The following is a 21968-nucleotide window of genomic DNA, read 5'->3' as shown; positions in this document are numbered from 1 at the left end:
TCCCCGGGGCCGTGCTAGCCTACGAACTCACGTCGCCGAGACGGGAAACCCAAATCACTCAGGTACTTGATGCTCTCTAAGCGATACACCATTGTTCTGGCCGACCGCACGACCGGTGTCGTGCGTCGCTTCACGATCAGCGTGAAGGTGGCGGCCGCTGTGGTGTCGATCGCGGTGGGCCTGCCCATGTTGATTGGCGTCGGCGCCGCCTTCAAGGCGCGGTACGACGTGGCCGCGTTATACGTCGCGCACGACACGCTTGAGCTCGAGAACGCCAGCTACCGGGCGGCGACCGAAACCCTGGCCGGCCAGATTGTCGCGCTCCAGACGACGATGTCGGACCTCGGCGCCAAGGCCGCCCTTGACCCCGCGCTGCAGAACTCCATGGACAAGCTGCCGGCCGTGGTCAAGAACCGCGCGATGGGCGGGCCGACCGCGAGCGCCACGCTCACTACCCTGGCGCCCGGGCTGGCGTCGCCTGAAAACACCTTTAACGTGCTGAGGGACCTGCTCCAGGGCCTCGAGAGCCGCCTGCAGACCGTGCGCTCCAACGTGGACAAGCGCAATGCGCTGGCCGCGGCGACGCCCTCGATCTGGCCGACCCACGGCTGGTTGTCGTCGAGCATGGGCAATCGCGCCGATCCGCTCACCGGTGAGAAAGACTTTCACCCCGGTCTCGACATCTCCGCCGACAAGGGAGACCCCGTCTATGCCACGGCCGACGGCACGGTCAGCAGCGCCGCGATGGCCGGGAACTACGGCAACCTGGTGGTCATCGATCACGGCTACGGCATTGAAACCCGCTACGGCCACCTCTCGGCGTTCAAGGTTCGCGACGGCCAGGCCGTGAAGCGCGGCGACCTGCTTGGACTGGTCGGCACCACCGGACGCACGACCGGCCCGCACCTGCACTACGAGGTGCGCGCCAACGGCCGCATCCTCAACCCGCTCCAGCTCCTGCTCACCCCCCGCCGCGCCAGCGGCAACTAAAGATATAATCGGGAGATAGGCATCCCGCCTTTTTCCCAACATGTTTGGCCAGCTCCTCACTAAAGTCCTCGGCAGTCAAAACGATCGCGACCTGAAGAAGCTGCGCCCGCGCGTGGCCGAGGTCAACGAGTTCGAAGCCCGCATCAAGACCCTGAGCGACGATCAGCTCAAGGGCAAGACCGCGGAGTTCCGGACCCGGCTCGCGAACGGCGAGACCATCAACGACCTGCTGCCCGAGGCGTTTGCCGTCGTGCGCGAAGGCGGCCGCCGCATTCTGAACATGCGGCACTACGACGTGCAGCTGATCGGCGGCATGGTCCTGCACCAGGGCACCATCGCCGAGATGAAGACCGGCGAAGGCAAGACGCTGGTCGCGACGCTGCCCGCCTATTTGAACGCGCTCGAAGGCAAGGGCGTCCATGTCGTCACCGTGAACGACTACCTCGCCCGCCGCGACTCGGAATGGATGGGCCGGCTGTACCGCTTCCTCGGCATGTCGGTCGGCGTGATCCAGCACGACCTCAACGACCAGCAGCGCCAGGTCGCCTACGGCTGCGACATCACCTACGGCACCAACAACGAGTTCGGCTTCGACTACCTGCGCGACAACATGAAGTTCGACCTCGGGGCGATGGTCCAGCGCGGCCATCACTTCGCGATCGTCGATGAAGTCGACAGCATCCTGATCGACGAGGCGCGCACGCCGCTGATCATCTCGGGCCCGGCCGAGGAGTCGACCGACCTCTACTACGAGGTCGATCGCATCATCCCGAAGCTGACGCGCGGCGAGGTGCACCAGGGCCAGACCAAGGGCGAGGACCGCGACCGCCTCGAGGCCTCGGGCGACTACGTCGTCGACGAGAAGAACAAGACCGCGACGCTGACCGAAACCGGCATGGCCAAGGCCGAGCAGTTGCTGTCGCACCGGATGCAGCCCGGCGGCCTGTACGACCCCGCCAACATGCCGCTGCTCCACCACGTGCAGCAGGCGCTGCGCGCGCACGTCCACTACAAGCTCGACGTGCAGTACATGATCAAGGACGGCGGCGTCGTGATCGTTGACGAGTTCACCGGCCGCCTGATGCCGGGACGCCGCTGGAGCGATGGCTTGCACCAGGCCGTCGAGGCGAAGGAAGGCGTCAAGATCGAGCGCGAGAACCAGACGCTCGCGACCATCACCTTCCAGAACTACTTCCGCAAGTACAAGAAGCTCTCGGGCATGACCGGCACCGCCGAGACCGAGGCGCCGGAGTTTGCGAAGATCTACAAGCTCGACGTGATGGTAATCCCGACCAATCGCGTCATGTCGCGCATTGAAGAGCCCGACCTGGTGTATCGCACCGAAGCCGAGAAGTGGGGCGCGATCGTCGACGACATCATCAAGCGGCAGGAAGAGGGGCGCCCGGCCCTGGTCGGCACCGTCTCCATCGAGAAGTCCGAGCGGCTGTCGTCGATGCTGAAGAAGCGCGGCACGAAGCACATCGTGCTGAACGCCAAGTACCACGCGCAGGAAGCCGAGATCGTCGCGCAGGCCGGACGCAAGGACGCCGTGACCATTGCCACCAACATGGCGGGCCGCGGCACCGACATCCTGCTCGGCGGCAATCCGGAGTACATGGCGCGCCAGCAGAGCCTGAACGAAGAAGTCGCCGAGAAGGTCGCCAAGGGCGAAGAGAAGTACATCGACGATGACGAGTTCGTGAACTTCTTCCACGTCGACAGCTTCTACCGCGTGAAGCGCGCCGACTGGGACCGCATTTTCACGCACTTCAAGAGCCAGTGCGAAGAGGAACACAAGCAGGTCGTCAACCTCGGCGGCCTCCACATCATCGGCACCGAGCGGCACGAAGCCCGCCGCATCGACAACCAGTTGCGCGGCCGCGCCGGCCGCCAGGGCGACCCGGGCTCGTCGCGCTTCTACCTGTCGCTCGAAGACGACCTGATGCGCATCTTCGGCTCCGATCGCATTTCGGGCCTGATGCAGCGCCTCGGCATGGAAGAAGGCGTGCCGATCGAACACGGCATGGTCAGCCGCGCCATCGAGCGCGCCCAGAAGCAGGTCGAAGCGCAGAACTTCTCAGTCCGCAAGCACCTGCTCGAGTACGACGACGTGATGAACAAGCAGCGCGAGAGCGTCTACACGCTGCGCCGCGAGATTCTCGAGGGCAAGATCCACCTCAGCGAAGAAGAGGTCAGCGACATCCGCGGCTACGTCATGGCGACCGCCGAGGAACTGTTCGACGAGAAGGTCGAGGAGTTCATGGGGCCCGAGGTCGAGACCGAAGAATGGGACCTTCCCGCCCTGCAGCGCGATACCGCGCAGCTGTTCGCGCTTGGCGACGACGATTTCGCCTCGCTCAAGTACGACGAGATGAACGCCGACGAGATCCGCGACGCACTGTGGGCCAAGATCGTGGCCCGCTACGTCGACAAGGAGAACATCGTCCCGCGCGAGATCCTGACCCGGGTCGAGCGCGACCTGATGCTGCAGATCGTCGACCAGCAGTGGAAGGACCACCTCTACTCGCTCGATCACCTCAAGGAAGGCATTGGCCTGCGCGGCTACGGCCAGCGCGACCCGCTCGTCGAGTACAAGAAAGAGAGCTACGCCCTCTTCAAGGACATGCGGCGGCGGATCGAGGAAGAGATCGTCCGTTATCTGTGGTGGCTCAAGCCGGTGGTCGAGCGCGAAGGCGCCGAACCGACGCTGGCGGTGCCGGCGCGGCCCGCGCCAAAGAAACCTGCCGCGCTGAACTACAACAACCCGGCCGCCGAACGACCGTCGGTGTTCACGCAGCCACCGGCCGCGGCGGCGGGCATGCCTGACGACCTGACGCAGGAACGCGCGCCTGCTCGGGTCGGTGGCGACGACGCGCCGATCAAGACGGTGAAGCGCGACGAGCCCAAGGTGGGCCGCAACGATCCCTGCTGGTGTGGCAGCGGCAAGAAGTTCAAGAAGTGTCACGGAGCCTAATGAACCCTCTCGAATCTGGACTGCGCACTGCCCTCACTTTCGACGACATCCTCCTCGTGCCGCGGCACTCCACCGTGCTGCCGGCACAGGTCGACGTCACCACCCGCCTCACGAAGAACATCAAGCTGAACGTGCCGCTGCTGAGCGCGGCGATGGACACCGTCACCGAGTCGGAGATGGCCATTGCCATGGCGCAGCAGGGCGGCCTGGGCATCATCCACAAGAACCTGTCGATCGAGAACCAGGCGCTCGAGGTGGATCGCGTGAAGCGCTCCGAGAGCGGCATGATCGTCAACCCGATCACGGTGGCGCCCGAGGCGCTGATTCGCGAGGCGCTCGAGCTGATGCAGAAGTACCGCATCTCGGGCGTCCCCATCACCGAGGGCGGCAGCCGCGAGGGACGGCTGGTCGGCATCCTCACCAACCGCGACCTGCGCTTCGAGACCAACCTCTCGCGCACGGTGGCGGAGGTGATGACCAAGGACAAGCTGATCACCGTGCCGGTTGGCACCACGCTCGACCAGGCCCGTGAGATCCTGCATCACGCCAAGGTCGAGAAGCTCCTGGTCGTCGACAAGGACTTCATGCTGAAGGGCCTGATCACCGTCAAGGACATCCAGAAGGCAATCAAGTATCCCAATGCGTGCAAGGACTCGCTCGGCCGCCTGCGCACCGGCGCCGCGGTGGGCATTGCCCGCGACACGCTCGAGCGCGCCACGGCGCTGGTCAACGCGCACGTGGACGTGCTGGTGATCGACACCGCGCACGGCCACTCGCAGGGCGTGATGGACATTGTGCAGGCGATCCGCAAGGCGTTTCCCGATCTCGATCTGATCGCCGGTAACGTGGCGACCGCAGCGGCCACCGAGGCCTTGATCAAGATCGGCGTCAACGCGGTGAAGGTCGGCATCGGCGCCGGCTCCATCTGCACCACCCGCATCGTCGCCGGCATCGGGATGCCGATGATCTCGTCGATCGCCGAGTGCGCGGCGGCCGCGGCCAAGCATGACATCCCGGTGATTGCCGACGGCGGCATCCGCACGTCGGGCGACGTGGTGAAGGCCCTGGCCGTGGGCGCCAGCTGCGTGATGGCCGGCAACCTGTTCGCGGGCACCGACGAGAGCCCCGGCGAGTTGATCCTCTATCAAGGCCGGACGTTCAAGGAGTACCGCGGCATGGGGTCGATCGGCGCCATGCGCAAGGGCAGCCGCGATCGCTACTTCCAGGACGACTTCGAGCTCGAAAGCGGCACCAGTCCCGCCGGCAAGCCGAGCATGGAGAAGCTGGTGCCCGAGGGCATCGAGGGCCGCGTGCAGCACAAGGGCAGCATGTCGATGGTGGTGCACCAGTTGATGGGCGGCCTGCGGGCCGGCATGGGGTACTGCGGCGCGGCGACCATCCCCGACCTGCAGCGCGACGCGGAGATCATCCGCATCACCAATGCCGGCTTCCGCGAAAGCCACGTCCACGACGTGACGATTACGAAAGAAGCGCCGAACTATCGCGTGGAGTAGCCCCGCGATGAAAGACCTCAGACGGCTACTCCTGCTCGGCCTGCTCCTCGCCGGTACCGCCTCCTGCGACCGTGCGACGAAGCACTACGCCATGACGACCCTGACGGGCGCGCCCGACCAGTCGTTCTTCTCGGACACGGTCCGGCTGACGTACCACGAGAACCCAGGGGCGTTCCTGGGTGTTGGCGCGCAGTGGCGCCCCGAACTACGAGCCACCTTCTTTCAGTTTGGTAACGGACTGTTCCTGCTCGCGACAGCGGTGCTGGCGCTGCGCAGCCGGTTTTCGCGCCTGGGCCAGGCCGGCCTGGCGCTGTTCCTGGCCGGCGGGGTCTCGAACCTGGTGGACCGGGTGGCCATGGGCCGGGTGATCGATTTTCTCAATGTGGGAATCGGTCCGCTCAGGACCGGCGTCTTCAATGTCGCCGACATGGCCATTATCGCGGGGGTGGCCATCCTGATCGCCGAAGGCGTCCGCAATACTTACACGCCCGCCGTGACGAACCTGCAGGCCTGACGCGGCCCGGCGGCGCGCCCGGACCCGATCTCGCCGCTATCCCCTTTTGCACATCAGCCGATAAACGGGCATGCAATATGCAAACTAGCATGGGCATGACGTTCGTAAGCCGACTGGCGGCCGCCGCCGGTATCTCGCTGGTGTTGACGTTCTTGTTGATGCTGCTCTTCCAGGCCGATGGCCCGATGGAGCCACGGGAGATGCTGGAAGCCTCGGGCGGCGCGGCGTCGCTGTCAGAGCCAGGCATCCGCCCGATCAGCCTCCGCTAGCCCGCGTTCCTACCTGATCCCCCGCCGGGGGCCGGTCCGCTGAGGGCGCCGATCTAGGCGCCGGCGCGGTAGAGGGCGACGCCGCCCTTCATGGCGGCTGTTCGCAGCGGGCCATCCTTGCACGCGAGCGGCAATCGACGGCGCTGGGCTAATTCCAAATAAGACGCATCGTAGACTGACAGCCGGTACGTGCTCGCAAGTTCGGCGAGGCGCGAGAAGGCCAGGCCGGCCATCTCGTGATCGAGGCGCAATCGAAGCCCGCGAAGCCAACCGAGCGCAATCTGCCGCTCGCCTGCGCTGAGCTTGCCGCGCCGCTCCAGAACCGTCAGCGCGTTGGCCACCTCCAGCGGCCAAAGGGCCGGCACCTCGAGGGTTGCGCCCTCAGCAATCGCAATCAGAGTCGCGGCTGTGTCTTCGTTCGACTGCGCGGGGTGGACCCAGCCCACGGCCACCGAGGCGTCCGCCACGAACGATTTCGTCACAGCCGGCCTTCGTCGATGGCCGAGCGGACTTCGCGGTCCGAGAGCTTCGCGCGGGACCGCTTGCGGATCTGCTGCTGCAGCTCCTGCAAGCCACTGACGGCACGCCGCACGTCATCGACCCGCTGCGCACCCTCGGGTACCAGCCGGGCAACGGGCTTGTCGTGCCGGGTAATCACGACTTCCTCGCCCTGTGCGACGCGCTCCAACAGCTCGCCGAACCGGGTCTTCGCCTCGAAGGCAGTTACCTTGGTCATCGGCACTCCAGTATTAACCAGTCGTTAACCAGTTTAACATAAGTCAGACCGCAGCAATGGCAATCGCCCGGGTGTCGTCACCGGTCGCCACAATCTGGACCGACACCGCACCCACCGGCACCCGGATCAGGCGATCTGCCCATTCGATCGCGAGCACTCCCTGGTCAGCCAGTTCGGCATCCATGCCTAACTCGTCCAGGTCCACTTTCTCCAACCGGTACAAATCGACGTGGACCAGCGGCAGCCGACCCTGGCGATACTCGTGAACCAGCGTGAACGTTGGGCTCGTGACGTCGGCAGCATCGATGCCGAGTCCTTCAGCCAGCCCCTTAGTGAACGCCGTCTTCCCCGCCCCGAGGTCGCCCGACAGCAACAGCACCGCGCCCGGCTGCAGTTCTGCGGCAAGACGAGCCGCAATGGCGCGAGTATCGGACTCCGAGTTGGATTCGTAGACCACGTGAATGATGAGGCTTAAGCGTCCGTGTTCCAGGAAGAGGACAAGTGTCTGTCTGTGCCCAGGATTAAGAGGATTGAGTGTCTGTGTCTAATCTCTGGCTAATCTGTGGCTGTATTCAATCGGCGGCTTTCGTGGCCACGCGGCGGCGCGCCGTCAGCTCCAGCACGGCATCGCCGATGTGATCGATCAGATCGCCGGCCGTCATCGACACTTCCCCGTTGTCGGCGTCGGCCAGTTCCCCGGCCGAACCGTGCAGGTACACGGCCAGCCGGCACGCGGCCTCCGCGTCCAGCAGTTGGCCCAGCCACGCGGCGAGCATGCCCGCCAGCACATCCCCGGTGCCGCCCGTGGCCATGCCGGCGCAACCGGTCGGGTTCACGAACACCTTCTCGTCGGGCGTGACCACTAACGTGCGGTAGCCCTTGAGCACCACGTACAGCTTGTGGCGCCTCGCGAAGTCGGTGGTCATGCCGATGCGATCAGCCTGGAGGTCCTCGACCGTGCAGCCGACCAGCCGGGCCATCTCCCCTGGATGCGGCGTGATGATCAGGTCGCGGCCCTCACGGCCCACCAGCAGTGACGGCTCGTCAGCGAACGCGTTGAGCGCATCGGCGTCGAGCACCAGCGGGCCGTCGTACTTATCCAGCAGCTCGCGCACGAACGTCGTCACACCCTCGCCGCGGCCGAGGCCCGGGCCGGCGACAATCACGTCGGCGTCGATCGCCAGCACCGCCGGCGCCGCCGAAAAGTGCACCGTGCCATCCGGCGTTTCATCCAGGCCCTCGGTCATGTACTCGATGCCGTGCGCCGCAATGGTGGGCTGGCACGACCGCGGCGACGCGACGGTCACGAGGCCGGCGCCCGAACGCAGGGCGCCGTGCGCACACAGCACGGCCGCGCCGACCTTCCCCACCGAGCCGGCCACCACCACGACGCGGCCAAAGTCGCCCTTGTGCGCGTCCACGGCCCGCGCCGGAACCAGCGGCCGCATCTGCTCGCGCGTCAGCAGCTCGATGTGCGGGCCTTCCAGCTGGTCGAAGACATCGGCCGGAATGCCGATGTCGGCAATCACCACCTCACCCGATTTGGATTCGGCGGGCGGCAGCACCAACGGCATCTTCGGCGCGCCCAGGGTGACCGTCACCGTGGCGTCGATTGCATCACCGATCAGGTCGCTGGTATCGGCCGACATGCCCGACGGCATGTCGATGGCCACGATCGGCACGCCGCTTTCGTTGAGGTCGGCGACCACGGTCTCGTAGAAGCCGGTCAGCGGCGCCGAGAGTCCCGTGCCGAACATCGCATCGATGATCAGGTCATGACCGGTGATCTCCGCGCCGTGCAGTTCCCACGCCGTCTCGTCGGCGACTTCGACGACGCTCTGGCCAATGCGGCCGAGAATCTCGAGATTGATGCGGGCGTCGCCCTTGATCTCGGCGACCTTGCCGATCACGAACACCGAGACGTCCACACCGCGCTGGTGCAGCGTGCGGGCCACGACAAAGCCGTCGCCGCCGTTGTTGCCCTTGCCGCACACGATGGCCACCTGGCGCTCGGCCAGGTCGGGATAGAGGGACTCGACCGCTGCCACCACCTGGCGGCCGGCGTTCTCCATGAGCACGAGGGACGCGATGCCGATGTCCTGGATGGTGCGACGATCGGCCTCGCGCATCTGGTCGGCGTTGAGGATTCTCATGCTTGATGTAGCGTCCGCCTTCAGGCGGACCATTCGGCCTGCGGCGAACTATCCGGCTAAAGCCGGATGCTACATGGACTCTAGCACCATCAAGCGGCCTTGGGGTACGCTGCTGGGCGATGAGCGCTTACGTGAACGTCAACGGCGTGATTACCGACGCCGCCCACGCCGTGATCCCGGTTTACGACCACGGCTTTCTCTATGGCGAAGGGGTCTACGAGGTCTTTCGGACCTATCGGGGCGTGCCGTTCCTGTTCGACCGCCACCAGGCGCGCCTGCGGGCCTCGGCGGCGCGCATCGCCCTGGATGTGCCGTTCTCGGATGACGAGGTGCTGCAGCGGTCGCTGGCGACGATGGCTGCGGCTGGACTAGGACCCGCCTCCGCACAAGGCTCCGGCGCGGCAAGCGAAGCGTACGTGCGCATTCTGCTGACCCGCGGCGTCGGCGAGATCACCTACGACCCGGCCGCGTGCCCGGTTCCGTCGCTCGTAATCATCGCCAAGCCACTCCCTCAGGCGCCGGCGGCGCACTACGAGCAGGGCACCAAGGTGGTGATGGTGGAAGACATCATCCGTAACCATCCCGCGTCGGTGTCGCCGCTGATCAAGAGCAACAACCTGATTAACAACGCCCTGGGCATGCAACAGGCCATTCGCGCCGGGGCACAAGAGGCGATCTTCCGCAACTATCGCGGCGAGCTGGCGGAGTGCGCCCAGTCGAACCTGTTCATCGTCTCGAAGGGCGTGGTGAAGACGCCGCCCGTTGATGCGGGCCTGCTCGCGGGCATCACGCGTGCGTTCACCATGGAAGTGGGGACGGCCGCCGGCATCCGCTGCGAAGAAGCGGTCTTGAAGGATCAGGATCTGTTCGGGGCGGACGAGGCGTTCTTCACCAGCACGACCAAGGAAATCGTCCCGATCGTCCTGGTTGACGACAAGAAGATCGGTGATGGGCAGGTCGGGCCCATCACCAAGAGGTTGCTAGCGGAGTATCGGCGCGTCGCCTACGTGTAGGATTCGATCGGCGGGCAGACGCAGACGAGGTTTCTGTCGCCGTAGGGGTTGTCGATGCGGCCCACGGTCGGCCAGAACTTGTTGGCGCGCACCCAGGGCAGCGGGTAGGCCGCCTTCTCGCGCGAGTAGGCGTGCGGCCAGGCATCGGCCGAGACGGCCGCGGCCGTGTGCGGCGCGTGCTTCAGCACGTTATCCTTCGGATCAGCCTTGCCGGTGATCACTTCCTCGATCTCCTGGCGGATGGCAATGAGCGCATCACAGAAGCGATCGAGTTCAGCCTTCGGCTCGCTCTCGGTTGGCTCAATCATCAGCGTGCCGGGCACCGGGAACGACACCGTCGGCGCATGGAACCCGTAGTCCATCAGCCGCTTGGCGACGTCGCCCTCTTCCACGCCCTTGGCCTTGAAGGCGCGCAGGTCGAAGATCATCTCGTGCGCGACACGGCCGTTCTCACGCGTATACAACACGTCGTAGTGCTTCTCGAGCCGCGACTTGATGTAGTTGGCGTTGAGAATCGCAAAGCGCGTGGCATCGGTGACGCCCGACGCGCCCAGCATCCGGATGTAGGCGTAGGAGATTAGCAGGATGCTGGCGCTACCCCACGGCGCTGCGGAGACTGGGGGAATGGCTTGGGTCCGGCTAAAGCCGGACGCTACATCTTCCGCGCCGGACGCCACATTCACGAGCGGATGGCCGGGGAGGAATGGCGCGAGATGCTTGGCCACTCCGATCGGCCCCATGCCGGGACCACCGCCGCCGTGCGGAATGGCGAAGGTCTTGTGGAGGTTCAGGTGGCACACGTCCGCGCCAATCGTAGCCGGGCTCGTCAGACCCACCTGCGCGTTCATGTTGGCGCCGTCCATGTAGACCTGGCCGCCGTGCTGGTGAATAGTGGCACAGATGTCACGGATCGAATCCTCGAACACGCCGTGTGTCGAGGGGTAGGTGATCATCAGGCCGGCAAGCACCTTGGCGTGCTCTACAGCCTTCTTCTTCAGGTCAGCCACATCCACATTGCCGTTGGCATCCGTCGCCGTGACGACGACCTTGAAGCCGGCCATCACGGCGCTCGCGGGATTGGTGCCATGCGCCGATGACGGGATCAGGATGACATCGCGCGCCGCGTCACCGCGCGACTGGTGATACGCGCGCATGACGGCCAAGCCGGCAAACTCGCCCTGCGCCCCCGAGTTGGGCTGCAGCGACACGGCGGCAAAGCCGGTAATGGTGCAGAGCGCGGCCTCGAGTTCCGCGCAGATCTGCCGGTAGCCTTCGGTTTGATCCGCCGGCGCGAACGGGTGCATCCGCGAGAACTCTTCCCACGACACCGGGTACATCTCGGTCGCGGCGTTGAGCTTCATGGTGCACGAGCCGAGCGGAATCATCGACGTGTCGAGCCCCACGTCCTTGCGCTCGAGACTGCGGATGTAGCGCATCATCTCGCTCTCGGAGCGATGCGTGTTGAACACGGGGTGGGTCAGGTACGCGCTGGTGCGGCGCAGGCTGGCGGGCCACGACGGCGGCTGGGCGCCCTTGGCGTCGAGGGCCACGGCGGTGCCCTTCTTGCCGGCGGCGGCCGCGAACACCTCGAGCATCGCGGTGAGGTCGGCAGTGGTCACGGTCTCGTCGAGCGCAATCCCGATCTCGGTGTCGCCGACGTAACGGAAGTTGATCTGGCTCTGCTCCGCCGCGGCGCGGATGGTCTTGACCTTCGCGGCGTCGGTCTTGATGCGCAGCGTGTCGAAGTACTGCAGGTTCGACTGCTGGTAGCCAAGCGAAGCCAGCGCGCCCTCGAGCGAGCGCGCAAACGTGTGGACGCGCGATGCAATCGCCTTGATGCCCTCTGGGCCGTGATACACGGCGTACATCGCCGCCATGTTGGCGAGCAGCGCCTGCGCGGTGCAAATGTTCGAGGTCGCCTTCTCGCGGCGGATGTGCTGTTCGCGCGTCTGCAGGGCCATGCGGTAGGCGCGATGGCCATGCGAGTCGACCGACACGCCGATCACGCGGCCCGGCATGTGCCGGACATACTCCTGGCTGGTCGCGAAGAACGCGGCGTGCGGGCCGCCGAATCCGAGCGGCACGCCGAAGCGCTGCGAGTTGCCGAACACCACGTCGGCGCCCATCTCGCCCGGCGAGGTCGCCAGCGCCAGCGCCAGCAGGTCGGTCGCCACCGCCACGCGCACGCCGGCGGCGTGCGCCTTGTCGACGAACGGCTTCAGGTCCTCCAGGCGGCCGGCCTCGTCTGGATACTGGACCAGCGCGCCAAACACCAGCGGCTCGCCGAGCGGCATCTGGTCGACAGGCCCAATCTTCAACTCGATGCCCAGCGGTTCCGCGCGGCTGCGCAGCACCGCAATCGTCTGCGGGAAGCAGCGGTCCGACACCAGGAACGTGCCGTTGGCATCGCCCAGTTTCTTGCCCTGCACGCGGTGCAGCAGCGTCATGGCCTCGCCGGCCGCCGTGCCTTCGTCGAGCAGCGACGCGTTGGCCACCGCCATCCCCGTGAGGTCGGTGACCATGGTCTGGAAGTTGAGCAGCGACTCGAGCCGCCCCTGCGCGATCTCGGCCTGGTACGGCGTATAAGGGGTGTACCAGCCGGTGTTCTCGAACAGGTTGCGGCGGATCACGCTCGGCACGAGCGTGTCGGAGTAGCCCAGGCCGATAAAACTGCGGAAGACCTTGTTCTTCTTCCCAATTCCCTTCAACCGCGCAAGGTAGGTGGATTCGCTTTCGGCCGGCGGCAGATCGAGCGGCGCCTTGAGCCGGATGCTGGCGGGAATGGCCTCATCGATCAGTTGATCGAGTGACGCGGCGCCCACTTGCTTGAGCATCGCCGCGACGTCGTCGCCGCGAGGACCGATGTGGCGAGGGGCAAATGTGTCGAGAGGGTCGAGAAAGGGGGCTGGTTTCATTTCGCGATCAGCGCTTCGTACGCCGCGGCATCCATCAAGGACGCGGCTTCACCGGGGTTGGTCATCTTGACCTTCACCATCCACGACTCGTGCGGCTTGCTGTTGACCTGGTCGGGGCGGTCCTTCAGGTCGCCGTTGGTGGCCACCACTTCGCCCGTCACCGGCGCAAACAGTTCCGACACGGCCTTCACCGACTCAATGGTGCCGAACACCTGGCCGGCGGTCATCGTCGAACCCACCTCGGGAAGCTCGACGTAGACGACGTCGCCCAACTGCTGCTGGGCAAAGTCGGTGATGCCAATGGTGCCGGTGTCACCGTCCACGCGGATCCACTCGTGCTCTTTCGTGTACTGGAGGTCGGTCGGATAGGCCATGGGTCAGCTCTTCTTGGGACGTTTGTAAAAGGGCATGGGAACAACCACCGCCTTGGCGCGGCGGCCGCGAATGTCGATCTCGAGCTCGGTGCCCGGCGCCTTCAGCGTCGGCGGCACGTAGGCCATACCGATGGCCTTCTTCAAAAACGGGGTCTGGGTGCCGCTCGTCACGACGCCCACCTGCTGGCCGTTGTGGAACACCGGATGTCCGTGGCGGCCAATGGCCCGTTCGGTCATCTCGAAGCCCACCAGGATTTTCGCCGTGCCGTTGGCCTTCTGCGCGTGCAGCACGTCGCGGCCCAGGAACTCGGTCTTGTTCCAGCCGACAATCCAGTTGAGGTCGGCTTCGACGACGGTGGTGGTCTGGTCGATGTCGTTGCCGTGCAGGCGCATGGCGGCTTCGAGGCGCAGCGTGTCGCGCGCGCCCAGGCCGGCCGGAATCAGGCCGTGTGGCTTCCCCGCCTGCATCAGCGCGTCCCACACGGTGGGCGCCATCGCGGGGGGGATCATGATCTCGAAGCCATCCTCGCCGGTATAGCCGGTGCGCGAGACGGTGCCGCGGACGGCGGCAATCTCGCCGTGGGCGAACCAGTAGTACTTGATGGCGGCCAGGTCGATGGCGGTCTGCTCTTGCAGGATCTCCTGCGCGCGCGGCCCCTGGATGGCAATCAGCGCGTAGCGGTTACTGGAGTTGACGATCGCCACGTCGGGCGAGGCTTCCTTGGCCCGTGTCGAGATCCATTCCCAGTCCTGGTCGATGTTGCCGGCGTTGATGACCAGGAGGTAATGTGACGGCCCGAAGCGGTAGACCAGCAGGTCGTCCACGAACGTGCCTTCGGGCGAGGTCAGGCCCGAATACTGGATCTGGCCGACCTGCAGTTTCGAGGCATCGTTGCTGGTGATGTGCTGGACGGCCTCGAGGGCGCCCTTGCCGGCAATTTCGACTTCGCCCATGTGGGAGACGTCGAACAGGCCGGCCGCCGTGCGCACGGCGAGGTGTTCCGCGGTAATGCCCGAGTACTCGACAGGCATGTCCCACCCACCAAAGGGGACCATGCGGGCGCCGAGGTCGACGTGCGTACCGTGAAGCGGGGTGCGTTTCAGTGGAGCGGCGGAATCAGTCATTTAATGAGGGGGTTCACCTGATAAGGTGAACCCCCAAACGGTACTATGCCGCTCCGCCACGGTCAAGGCGACTGACTGGCCTTTTGGCGCCTGTTCCTGCGCTCGCCAATCGCCACGCACGCGGCAATCGAGCCGCCGAGCGCGACCCAGACCAGCCAGGGCCCCGTTTCGTAACCCAGCTGCATCGACGCAGGCACCAAAATAGCGGCGACGATTCCTGCGACCAGCACCCCGACGACGACCTCACCGAGAATCCGAAGCAGCATCAACGGCCTCCTTCCGCAGTGAACAGAGAGATCCTAGACCGGCACCCCGCCGGAGCAACCGATCAACCAGAACCAGGCCAACTCGGACTGCAGCGCGAACTGGAACCCGCAGGCAGCCGTCCACCCGGGAACCCACCAGTAGTCCGAGACGCAGGCGTTGAACTCCCAGTTGTACACATTCACGGTGTGCGCGTACTCCGCCCAGCAAGCGTAAGGTCCCTCAGTGCGATCCTTGAACGACGCCAGCGTCGCTTGTCGCGTGCCGGCTGGCATGGGCCGGGTCGCCGTCACCGCGAGGCCGCGCACCGCGTTCAGGAGCGCATGCGACGACCTCAACGACTGGGCCTGCGGCGAGTCGTTCGCGGCGAGCGCGACGATTAAGCTCTCGAAGCCGTCGAGCGCCTTCGACCCCACCATCAGCTTTTGCACCTTCGCAATGTTGGCCTCGAAGGGATCGGCCATCTGTAGCCGCAGGACACGGCCCATTCGACCGACTCGGATGGCCCCGTTGGTACCGGCTTCCAACTCAATGACGTCGCCAGGCACCTCCACGCGAAGGGACACCGTGTCGCGCCCCACCCGCTTGAAAAACTTGACGCCGCGCCCTTCAGCCCGCAGCGTCGGCTGCTCCTTCTCCCATCCCATGGTGAACGTCGTCTCACCAGCCTTGCGAGGCGCGGCTTCCGGCCGCGCCGACGGCGTGGCGATGGCTGCCAACATCACGATTCCCAACCACAGCTTTCGATTCATGACTTCCTCCGACCCGGGTGTGCTTTTGGCGCACCCATCTCGAAGATCGGCGCATGACCGCACGGCACCCCCGCCCTGCCTCGCCGTCTTCAACCTGCCGGAGGCCTCCGGCAAACCAGTACGAAACCGTTGAGGCGTGTCGGCTTACGGCGGCGACACCAGTGCGCTCACCCCGTCGGTCGGCGGCGCTGACGGCGCCGGGCGATAGCGAAGGTAGGCATTGAGCGTGTGGTAACTGATGTCGAGCATGCGGCACGCCTGTCGCTTGTTGCCCGCATGACGTTCGAGCACGAGCCGGGCATAACGGCTGCCCCACGCGCGCATGGTGTCGCCGAGCCGGAACGCCGGCACCAGCACGTCGCCATACGTGCCCCGCAGACTGATCGGCAAGTCGTCCACGCTGATCTGGCGCGATTCGGCCGTCGCGATCGCGCCTTCGAGCATCCGCTCCAACTCGCGCACATTGCCAGGCCAGTCGTACGCGATCAGTGCGTCGACGGCGGCCGGCGTCATGCTCAACCGCCCGCGGCCGTCGTGGCGCGCCAGGAAGTACTGCGCCAGTTCCAGGATGTCGCCCTTGCGGCGCCGCAAGGGCGGCACCGCGATCTCGACTCCGCTAAGGCGATAGAACAGGTCGGTCCGGAACAGGCCCTGCTCCACCAGCGCCGCCAGGGGCCGATTGGTGGCGGCGACAATCCGCGTGTCGATGCGCCGCGCGCCGTTGCCGCCCACCCGCTCGACGGTGAAGTCCGGGATGGCGCGCAGCAGCTTCGCCTGCGCCGCCGTCGACAGGTCCGACACCTCGTCCAGAAACAGGGTGCCGCCATCGGCGTGCTCGAACTTGCCGCGCCGGCCGCGCACGCCGGTCGCGGTGCGTTCCTCGATGCCGAACAGCTCGGCCTCGATCAGCGTTTCGACCAGCGCCGCGCAGTTGATGGCGACGAACGGTCCCTGCCGGCGCCGTCCCAACTCGTGAATCTGTCGGGCCACCAGCTCCTTCCCGACGCCACTCTCGCCCTCGATCAGCACGGTGAAGTCGGTGCTGGCCACGCGCTCAACCCGGTCGCGCAACGCGCGCATCACCTCGCTCGAACCAATCAAGGGGGCGGCGCCATCGCGCTCGGTGGCCCTCAACAGCGTCGACGAGTTCGCCAGCCGCTCGGCTTCGATCAACAGCGCCGCCAGGTTCGCGGCCGCCTCGATGACCTGGCAGGTCCACGCATCCGGCCCGCGCCGCGCATCGAACGCCGCCTCGAGCACGACCTGCCGCCCAGGTTCCTTCACCGGGACCACGTACGCCACGTAGTCGCGGGCCCGGATCGGTTGCAACGACCGCGTCGGCATCGAAGCCGACAGCTCGTTCAACCGGATGCTGCGCACGCCGTTCAGGCGGCGCAGGCGTTGGACGAGCAACGCCGCCAGGTTGCGACGATCTTCGGTACCCACCAGGTCCGCCGCCACCTGGCGGAGGATCGGAAAGATGCCACTGCGCCGGTCGGCGCTCCGGCGCTGCACGCCCGACGCGCCGGCCGAGGCCATGACTCTGTTGCCGCCCCTCATACGCTGCCCCTCTCCATGACGAGTGCTGGGACGGCTAACAAAGCTGATGCCAACTCTGGCCGGCTTGGGTTTGGCGCAAATCCCGCTCCGTCAGCCGGCTCGCCAGACTCACCTCGCGCTGCCTGGGTATTCGCTGCCCGTGATGCCGCCACACAGGCGGCAAACGCCGGGCACCCGCTACTCGCTACCCTCCGTCGCCGCGCCAACCTCAACGCGGTCGTCGAAGACCACGAGGCCGTGATAGCGCAGCGGATCAAGGCGCGCGACGTGGCACCGTTCCACGCGGCCCCGCACGCACGAGCGAGCCCCGCCACCGCACAACTGCAACTCGGTATGAGCGCCAGGCCGTAGCCGCGTTCCCGATTCGACCAGCGCGGCACGGCTGCTGATGTTGACCAGGACCACCGCCTGGCCGGGCCGCAGCACGGCGCCCGCCGCAAACCGTGGGCCGCCGCCCGACAGGCGCCGCTCGAGACGGCGCTCGATCAGCTGTCGCGCTACGGCCGCCATTGCCGCGCCCGCGCATCGAACATCAGGACGCGCACGCGGCCGGTAGCACCGTAGATTCGAATCGCCATTTGCGGTCCGCGCTGAGCCGCCAGGTACAAGGTGCCGCTGGTCGAACCGCCGAGCGGACTGAACGACACCAGCGACGAGTTGCCGATGCGCAGCGGATCGGCGCCAGTGGCCATGGCGCCGCCGGTACCCACGTCAGCAATCGGCTGGTTGATGCGCAACGCCACGCCACGCGCGTGATCGTCGATCCAGTTAACGGGCGTCAGTACCGGATCCGCCAGCCGATCGATGTCCTTCTGAAGTACTCCGTTGCCGTTGCCGTCGACGAACAGCTGGATGGCCGTCCGGCCGTCCAGCTGTTCGAACCTGACCGCTACGGCCGCGCCTCGCTTGAGCGACTCGAGCCGCGCCCGCTGCAGTTGCGCCGCCAGGTACTGCGTCCCAACAATCACGTGCTCGCGATCCAGGGTGCCACCGACCACCGGCACCGCGATCGCAGCCAACACCAGGCTGAGCCCAGCGGCGACGACCACGTCGATCAGCGCGAGTCCACGCTCACTCGCCGCCACCGCTGGCCTTGTCAGGCTTGGCCACACTGACAAGCGGCTTGATCTTCAGGAAGCTCTTCTCGCCGATGCCCTTTACGTTCATCAGCTCTTCGATCTTCTTGAAGCCGCCATTCTTGGTTCGGTACTCGAGAATGCGCTCGGCCACCTTGGGACCGATGCCCGGCAGGGTGGCGAGCTGATCGAGGGTCGCCGCGTTGAGGTTGACCGTCGTTTTCTCGGCCGCCGGTGCCTGGGCGTAAAGTGGCGCCGAATCGACCGGCGTGCCGGCGATGAGCAGTGCACACAAGGCCAAGGCCGTCGAAAGAGTTGATCGCATGGGGTTCCTCCTAATCAGTGGGTAACGTGGTGATTTGGTGAGTTGGTGATTTGATTTGGTGACTGCGCGGGAAGGTTCGATGACGACGTACGGTCAGGCGGCCATCAGCGGACAGAGCCGCGCAGTCAGTGCGCAGCAGAGCAAGGCGCGCTCCGGCTCAGGTGAATCGCCGCAACCGATTCACCGCGGGGTGCTTCCGGCGTTTCCCGCCGCGGTCCTGGACGCGTCGGCCGTGGGCTGGCGCCAACTCGCGTTCCCTCTCGGTGGTGAGGAAGGCCATTTCGGGCCTGATCGGCGAGGGTCCCACGGGCAACCGCGGTTGCGCCGAAGGCAACTGCGGTTCCCGTGTCCTGCTACAATCCGGACCGACCGAGCCGCCGCGCCTGACACCGGCGATCGGCCACCAGAGGATGAACATGCGAAAACACACTTTCCTTCCCGCCGGCCTGACGGCCCTTGCTGCTGCGGCCGTGCTCACGGCCACGGTGTCGGCGCAGAACCCGGTCACCCAGCGGATGGCGCAGTGCTCACTGGTGTGGGCTGGCCACGAAGACGCCATCGAGAAGCACCTCGCCGAAGGCGCGATCCTCAAGATGGAGGCGGTGCCGATCGGCGTCACGAAGCCGCAGCGCGCCACGCTCGAACCGGGCGGCCCCGCCGAGCGCTTTGCCTGGAAGGCCCTGAACCCCGGCTACAGCAAGGGCTACATGGAGAGCTACAAGGCCGAAATCGCCGCCTACAAGTTCGACCGCATGCTCGACCTCCACATGGTCCCGCCCATCGTCGAACGCACGATCAGCGGCCGGAAGGGCGCAGCGGTCCTGTGGGTCGAGAACACCAAGCCATGGAGCGTCGAAAAGCCCCCGCAGGGGCCTGAGCCCAAATGGAGCATCCAGCTGACCCGCATGAAAATGTTCGATCAGCTAATCGCGAACATCGATCGCAACCAGGGCAACCTGATCTACGACGACGATTGGCACCTGTTCCTGATCGACCACTCGCGCGCCTTCATCGACAAGAAAGACCTCAAGGGCATGGCGCCACTCGGCCGCGTGGACCGGCAGTTGTGGACGAAGATGCAGGCGCTGACGTTCGACCAGCTCAACCAGGGGCTTGGGGAATGGGTCGGCGAGAAGGAAAAGAAGGCGCTCTTGCTGCGGCGCGACAAAATGGCTGAAGAGATCAATAAAATGGTCGCCAAGCGCGGGGAGTCTGTGTTCTACGATTAGGGATGCGGATTGTTGCAGCCTTGCTGGCCGGCGCGCTCCTGGGTGCGCCCGCCGCACTCCTCACCGCGCAAGGCTCGCCGCGGGTCGTCGCGATCGGCGACATCCACGGCGCGATCGATGAGTTCACCTCGATCCTGAAGGTTGCCGGACTGACCGGCGCTGACGGCCGCTGGACCGGCGGCCGCACCCACCTCATTCAAACCGGCGATTACACCGACCGCGGCGACGGCACGCGCGCCGTGCTCGACCTGCTGATGGCGCTTGAACCGCAGGCCAGGAAGGCCGGCGGCCGCGTCGTGTCGCTGCTTGGCAATCATGAGGTGATGAACCTCATCGGCGATACGCGCGACGTCACCCGCGAGATCTTCGCCACCTTTGCCGATGCCAACTCCGAGGCGCGGCGCCAGGAGGCCTGGTCGCAGTACGCCGCCCTGGCGGCCGCCCGCGTGGCGAAGGGCGCGTCCGTGCCGCCGGTCTACGGGCAAACGCGCGACGCGTGGCTCACCACGCACCCGCCCGGCTACGTCGAGTATCGCGAGGCCTTCGCGCCGAAGGGGAAGTACGGCCGGTGGCTGCGCGACAAGGACATGGTCTTGCGGCACGAAGGCTCAATCTTCATGCACGCCGGGTTCGACCCCGACACCGCGCCACCCAAGTTCGACGACATGAACACCCTGCTCCGCGCCGAAGTGCGGCGGCTCGACCGGTTCAGGGACCTGCTGGTGGCCCAGAAGCTCGCGCTGCCGTTCTTCACGCTGCAGGAAATCCTGCAGGTCGCCTCGAACGAAATCGGCACCGCCAACGCGCTGATCGCCGCGGCCCAGGCCGAAGGCAAGCAACCTGACCGCTCAAAGCTGAACACGGCGTTGCTGCTCGAGGCGCAGGAGATCCTGAAGATCGACACGTGGCTGGTGGTGGCCGGCGACGGCCCGCTCTGGTATCGCGGACTCGCCACGCTGCCAGACGACGCGAGTGGCGGGCCGTTCGCGGCGCTGCTGCAGCGGTACGACGCCAGGCGGTTCGTAACTGGCCACACGCCGCAGCAGAACCGGCGGATCAACGCCCGCTTCGGTGGCCGCGCGATCCTGATCGATACGGGGATGTTGAGCTATTACAAGGGCCGCGCGTCGGCCCTGCTGATCGAAGGCGACGTACTCACCGCCATCTACGAAGACGGGAAGGTGCCGCTCGAAGGTCCGCCTAACCACCTTCGCCAAGGCTACGGCGGTCAAGAAGGCGGACACTACATAGACGACGCGGAGCGGAACCAGGCCACGGTCTGGCGAAGCCCGTCCTCGAGCGTCACCGTCGGCCGGTAGCCGAGCAGGCGCTCGGCTTTCGCGATGTCAGCCTGCGAATCGCGCACGTCACCGGTCCGCGCCTCCTCGTAGATCGCGTCGACGTCAGACCCGATGATCTTCTTCAGCGTCGTCAGCAGCTCGTTGAGCGACACGCGCCCGCCGGTCGCCACGTTGAAGACTTCCCCGCCCACGCCAGGCGTCTCGGCCGCGCGCAGCACGCCGTCCACGACATTGCTCACAAACGTGAAGTCGCGAGTCTGGCCGCCGTCGCCGTAGATCACCGGTCGCGTGCCATCGAGCAGCGACTTGATGAACAACGAGATCACGCCGGAGTACGGTGAGCCGGGATCCTGCCGCGGCCCAAACACATTGAAATAGCGCGTGGTCACGACTTCCAGCCCATAGAGGCGCGTGAACATCTGCCCGTATTGCTCGCTGACCAGCTTCTGCAACGCGTACGGCGTCATCGGCTTGGTGGGCATGTCTTCGCGCTTGGGCAGCGTCGGCTGGTCGCCATAGACCGACGACGACCCGGCGAACACGATGCGCTTGACGCCCGCGTCTTTGGCCGCCACCAGGATGTTGAGCATGCCGTCGACGTTGGCCCGGTGCGACTCGCGCGGATTCTTGACCGAGCGCGGCACCGACGGAATGGCGGCCTGGTGCAGCACGTAGTCGACACCCACCACCGCCGCCGCGGCCGTGTCGGCCTCGGCCAGGTCGCCGGCCGTGAACTCCACGCCCGGCTGCAGGTTGTGCTCAAAGCCGGTCACCAGGTTGTCGACGACCCGCACGCGGTGGCCGCGGGCGGCGAGCGCGGCCGACAGGTGAGAGCCGATGAAGCCGGCACCGCCGGTCACGAGATAAGTGGACATCAACGTTTT

The 21968-nt window shown here is 66.1% G+C and carries 22 protein-coding genes; 8 read left to right on the top strand and 14 right to left on the bottom strand.

Annotated features, from left to right (window positions below):
- Window positions 1-69 precede the first annotated feature (69 nt).
- From Q8T13_03645 to Q8T13_03625, 5 genes are all read left to right on the top strand, one after another.
- A complete protein-coding gene (locus tag Q8T13_03645; GenBank protein ID MDP3716841.1) occupies window positions 70-990 on the top strand; it encodes a M23 family metallopeptidase in 921 nt (306 codons plus the stop codon).
- Window positions 991-1030: 40 nt separating this feature from the next.
- Entirely contained in the window at window positions 1031-3964 is a 2934-nt protein-coding gene (gene secA, locus Q8T13_03640; GenBank protein MDP3716840.1) for a preprotein translocase subunit SecA, read from the top strand.
- Window positions 3964-5478 carry an IMP dehydrogenase gene (gene guaB, locus Q8T13_03635; protein ID MDP3716839.1) on the top strand — a complete coding sequence of 505 codons (1515 nt, stop codon included), beginning with the start codon at window positions 3964-3966 and terminating at the stop codon, window positions 5476-5478. Before secA ends, guaB begins: the two co-directional genes overlap by 1 nt.
- Window positions 5479-5485: 7 nt before the next feature.
- On the top strand, window positions 5486-5992 hold the full coding sequence (locus tag Q8T13_03630) for a signal peptidase II (GenBank protein MDP3716838.1): 507 nt from the start codon (window positions 5486-5488) through the stop codon (window positions 5990-5992).
- 95 nt (window positions 5993-6087) lie between these two features.
- Window positions 6088-6261 (top strand): hypothetical protein, encoded by a 174-nt coding sequence (locus Q8T13_03625; GenBank protein ID MDP3716837.1) that lies wholly within the window; start codon window positions 6088-6090, stop codon window positions 6259-6261.
- A 53-nt stretch (window positions 6262-6314) separates the two neighbouring features.
- Here Q8T13_03625 and Q8T13_03620 read toward each other — a convergent pair whose 3' ends face one another.
- The 4 genes from Q8T13_03620 to Q8T13_03605 form a co-directional block, all read right to left on the bottom strand.
- Entirely contained in the window at window positions 6315-6743 is a 429-nt protein-coding gene (locus Q8T13_03620; GenBank protein ID MDP3716836.1) for a type II toxin-antitoxin system VapC family toxin, read from the bottom strand.
- Entirely contained in the window at window positions 6740-6997 is a 258-nt protein-coding gene (locus tag Q8T13_03615) for a type II toxin-antitoxin system prevent-host-death family antitoxin (protein ID MDP3716835.1), read from the bottom strand. The genes Q8T13_03620 and Q8T13_03615 overlap by 4 nt, the downstream gene beginning before the upstream one ends.
- Before the next feature lie 43 nt (window positions 6998-7040).
- Window positions 7041-7454, bottom strand: a complete 414-nt coding sequence (gene tsaE, locus Q8T13_03610; GenBank protein ID MDP3716834.1) for a tRNA (adenosine(37)-N6)-threonylcarbamoyltransferase complex ATPase subunit type 1 TsaE — start codon at window positions 7452-7454, stop codon at window positions 7041-7043.
- Window positions 7455-7569: 115 nt separating this feature from the next.
- Window positions 7570-9150 carry an NAD(P)H-hydrate dehydratase gene (locus tag Q8T13_03605; protein ID MDP3716833.1) on the bottom strand — a complete coding sequence of 527 codons (1581 nt, stop codon included), beginning with the start codon at window positions 9148-9150 and terminating at the stop codon, window positions 7570-7572.
- Window positions 9151-9269: 119 nt separating this feature from the next.
- Between Q8T13_03605 and Q8T13_03600 the strand changes: the two genes are divergently transcribed.
- Entirely contained in the window at window positions 9270-10163 is an 894-nt protein-coding gene (locus Q8T13_03600) for an aminotransferase class IV (GenBank protein MDP3716832.1), read from the top strand.
- Here Q8T13_03600 and gcvP read toward each other — a convergent pair.
- From gcvP to Q8T13_03555, 9 genes are all read right to left on the bottom strand, one after another.
- A complete protein-coding gene (gene gcvP, locus Q8T13_03595) occupies window positions 10154-13078 on the bottom strand; it encodes an aminomethyl-transferring glycine dehydrogenase (GenBank protein ID MDP3716831.1) in 2925 nt (974 codons plus the stop codon). The two genes, Q8T13_03600 and gcvP, sit on opposite strands and share 10 nt — an antisense overlap.
- Complete coding sequence (gcvH, locus tag Q8T13_03590) at window positions 13075-13452, bottom strand: glycine cleavage system protein GcvH (protein MDP3716830.1); 378 nt, start codon at window positions 13450-13452, stop codon at window positions 13075-13077. Before gcvH ends, gcvP begins: the two co-directional genes overlap by 4 nt.
- A gap of 3 nt (window positions 13453-13455) precedes the next feature.
- Window positions 13456-14577, bottom strand: coding sequence for a glycine cleavage system aminomethyltransferase GcvT (gene gcvT, locus Q8T13_03585; GenBank protein MDP3716829.1), 1122 nt, complete (start codon window positions 14575-14577; stop codon window positions 13456-13458).
- 62 nt (window positions 14578-14639) lie between these two features.
- Window positions 14640-14843, bottom strand: a complete 204-nt coding sequence (locus Q8T13_03580; GenBank protein MDP3716828.1) for a hypothetical protein — start codon at window positions 14841-14843, stop codon at window positions 14640-14642.
- A gap of 33 nt (window positions 14844-14876) precedes the next feature.
- Window positions 14877-15593, bottom strand: coding sequence for a hypothetical protein (locus Q8T13_03575; GenBank protein MDP3716827.1), 717 nt, complete (start codon window positions 15591-15593; stop codon window positions 14877-14879).
- Between the two features lie 144 nt (window positions 15594-15737).
- The gene (locus Q8T13_03570; protein MDP3716826.1) at window positions 15738-17153 is read right to left on the bottom strand and encodes a sigma 54-interacting transcriptional regulator; all 1416 of its coding nucleotides are present in this window, start codon (window positions 17151-17153) and stop codon (window positions 15738-15740) included.
- Between the two features lie 177 nt (window positions 17154-17330).
- Window positions 17331-17663 carry a hypothetical protein gene (locus Q8T13_03565; GenBank protein MDP3716825.1) on the bottom strand — a complete coding sequence of 111 codons (333 nt, stop codon included), beginning with the start codon at window positions 17661-17663 and terminating at the stop codon, window positions 17331-17333.
- Window positions 17651-18238, bottom strand: coding sequence for a GspH/FimT family pseudopilin (locus Q8T13_03560; protein MDP3716824.1), 588 nt, complete (start codon window positions 18236-18238; stop codon window positions 17651-17653). Before Q8T13_03560 ends, Q8T13_03565 begins: the two co-directional genes overlap by 13 nt.
- Window positions 18225-18554 (bottom strand): helix-hairpin-helix domain-containing protein, encoded by a 330-nt coding sequence (locus Q8T13_03555; protein MDP3716823.1) that lies wholly within the window; start codon window positions 18552-18554, stop codon window positions 18225-18227. The genes Q8T13_03560 and Q8T13_03555 overlap by 14 nt, the downstream gene beginning before the upstream one ends.
- 416 nt (window positions 18555-18970) lie before the next feature.
- Between Q8T13_03555 and Q8T13_03550 the strand changes: the two genes are divergently transcribed.
- Complete coding sequence (locus Q8T13_03550; GenBank protein MDP3716822.1) at window positions 18971-19783, top strand: hypothetical protein; 813 nt, start codon at window positions 18971-18973, stop codon at window positions 19781-19783.
- A gap of 2 nt (window positions 19784-19785) precedes the next feature.
- Window positions 19786-21102: a metallophosphoesterase gene (locus tag Q8T13_03545; protein ID MDP3716821.1), complete on the top strand. Its 1317-nt coding sequence runs from the start codon at window positions 19786-19788 to the stop codon at window positions 21100-21102.
- On the opposite strand, the gene Q8T13_03540 is transcribed toward Q8T13_03545, so the two are convergent.
- Entirely contained in the window at window positions 21027-21959 is a 933-nt protein-coding gene (locus Q8T13_03540) for an SDR family oxidoreductase (protein ID MDP3716820.1), read from the bottom strand. The genes Q8T13_03545 and Q8T13_03540 overlap by 76 nt on opposite strands.
- Window positions 21960-21968 lie beyond the last annotated feature (9 nt).

The sequence above is a fragment of the Acidobacteriota bacterium genome (assembly GCA_030697165.1).
Lineage (GTDB): Bacteria > Acidobacteriota > Vicinamibacteria > Vicinamibacterales > UBA2999 > 12-FULL-67-14b.
Note: the sequence above shows the minus strand (reverse complement) of the source record. Positions and strands in the feature narration are given on the sequence as shown.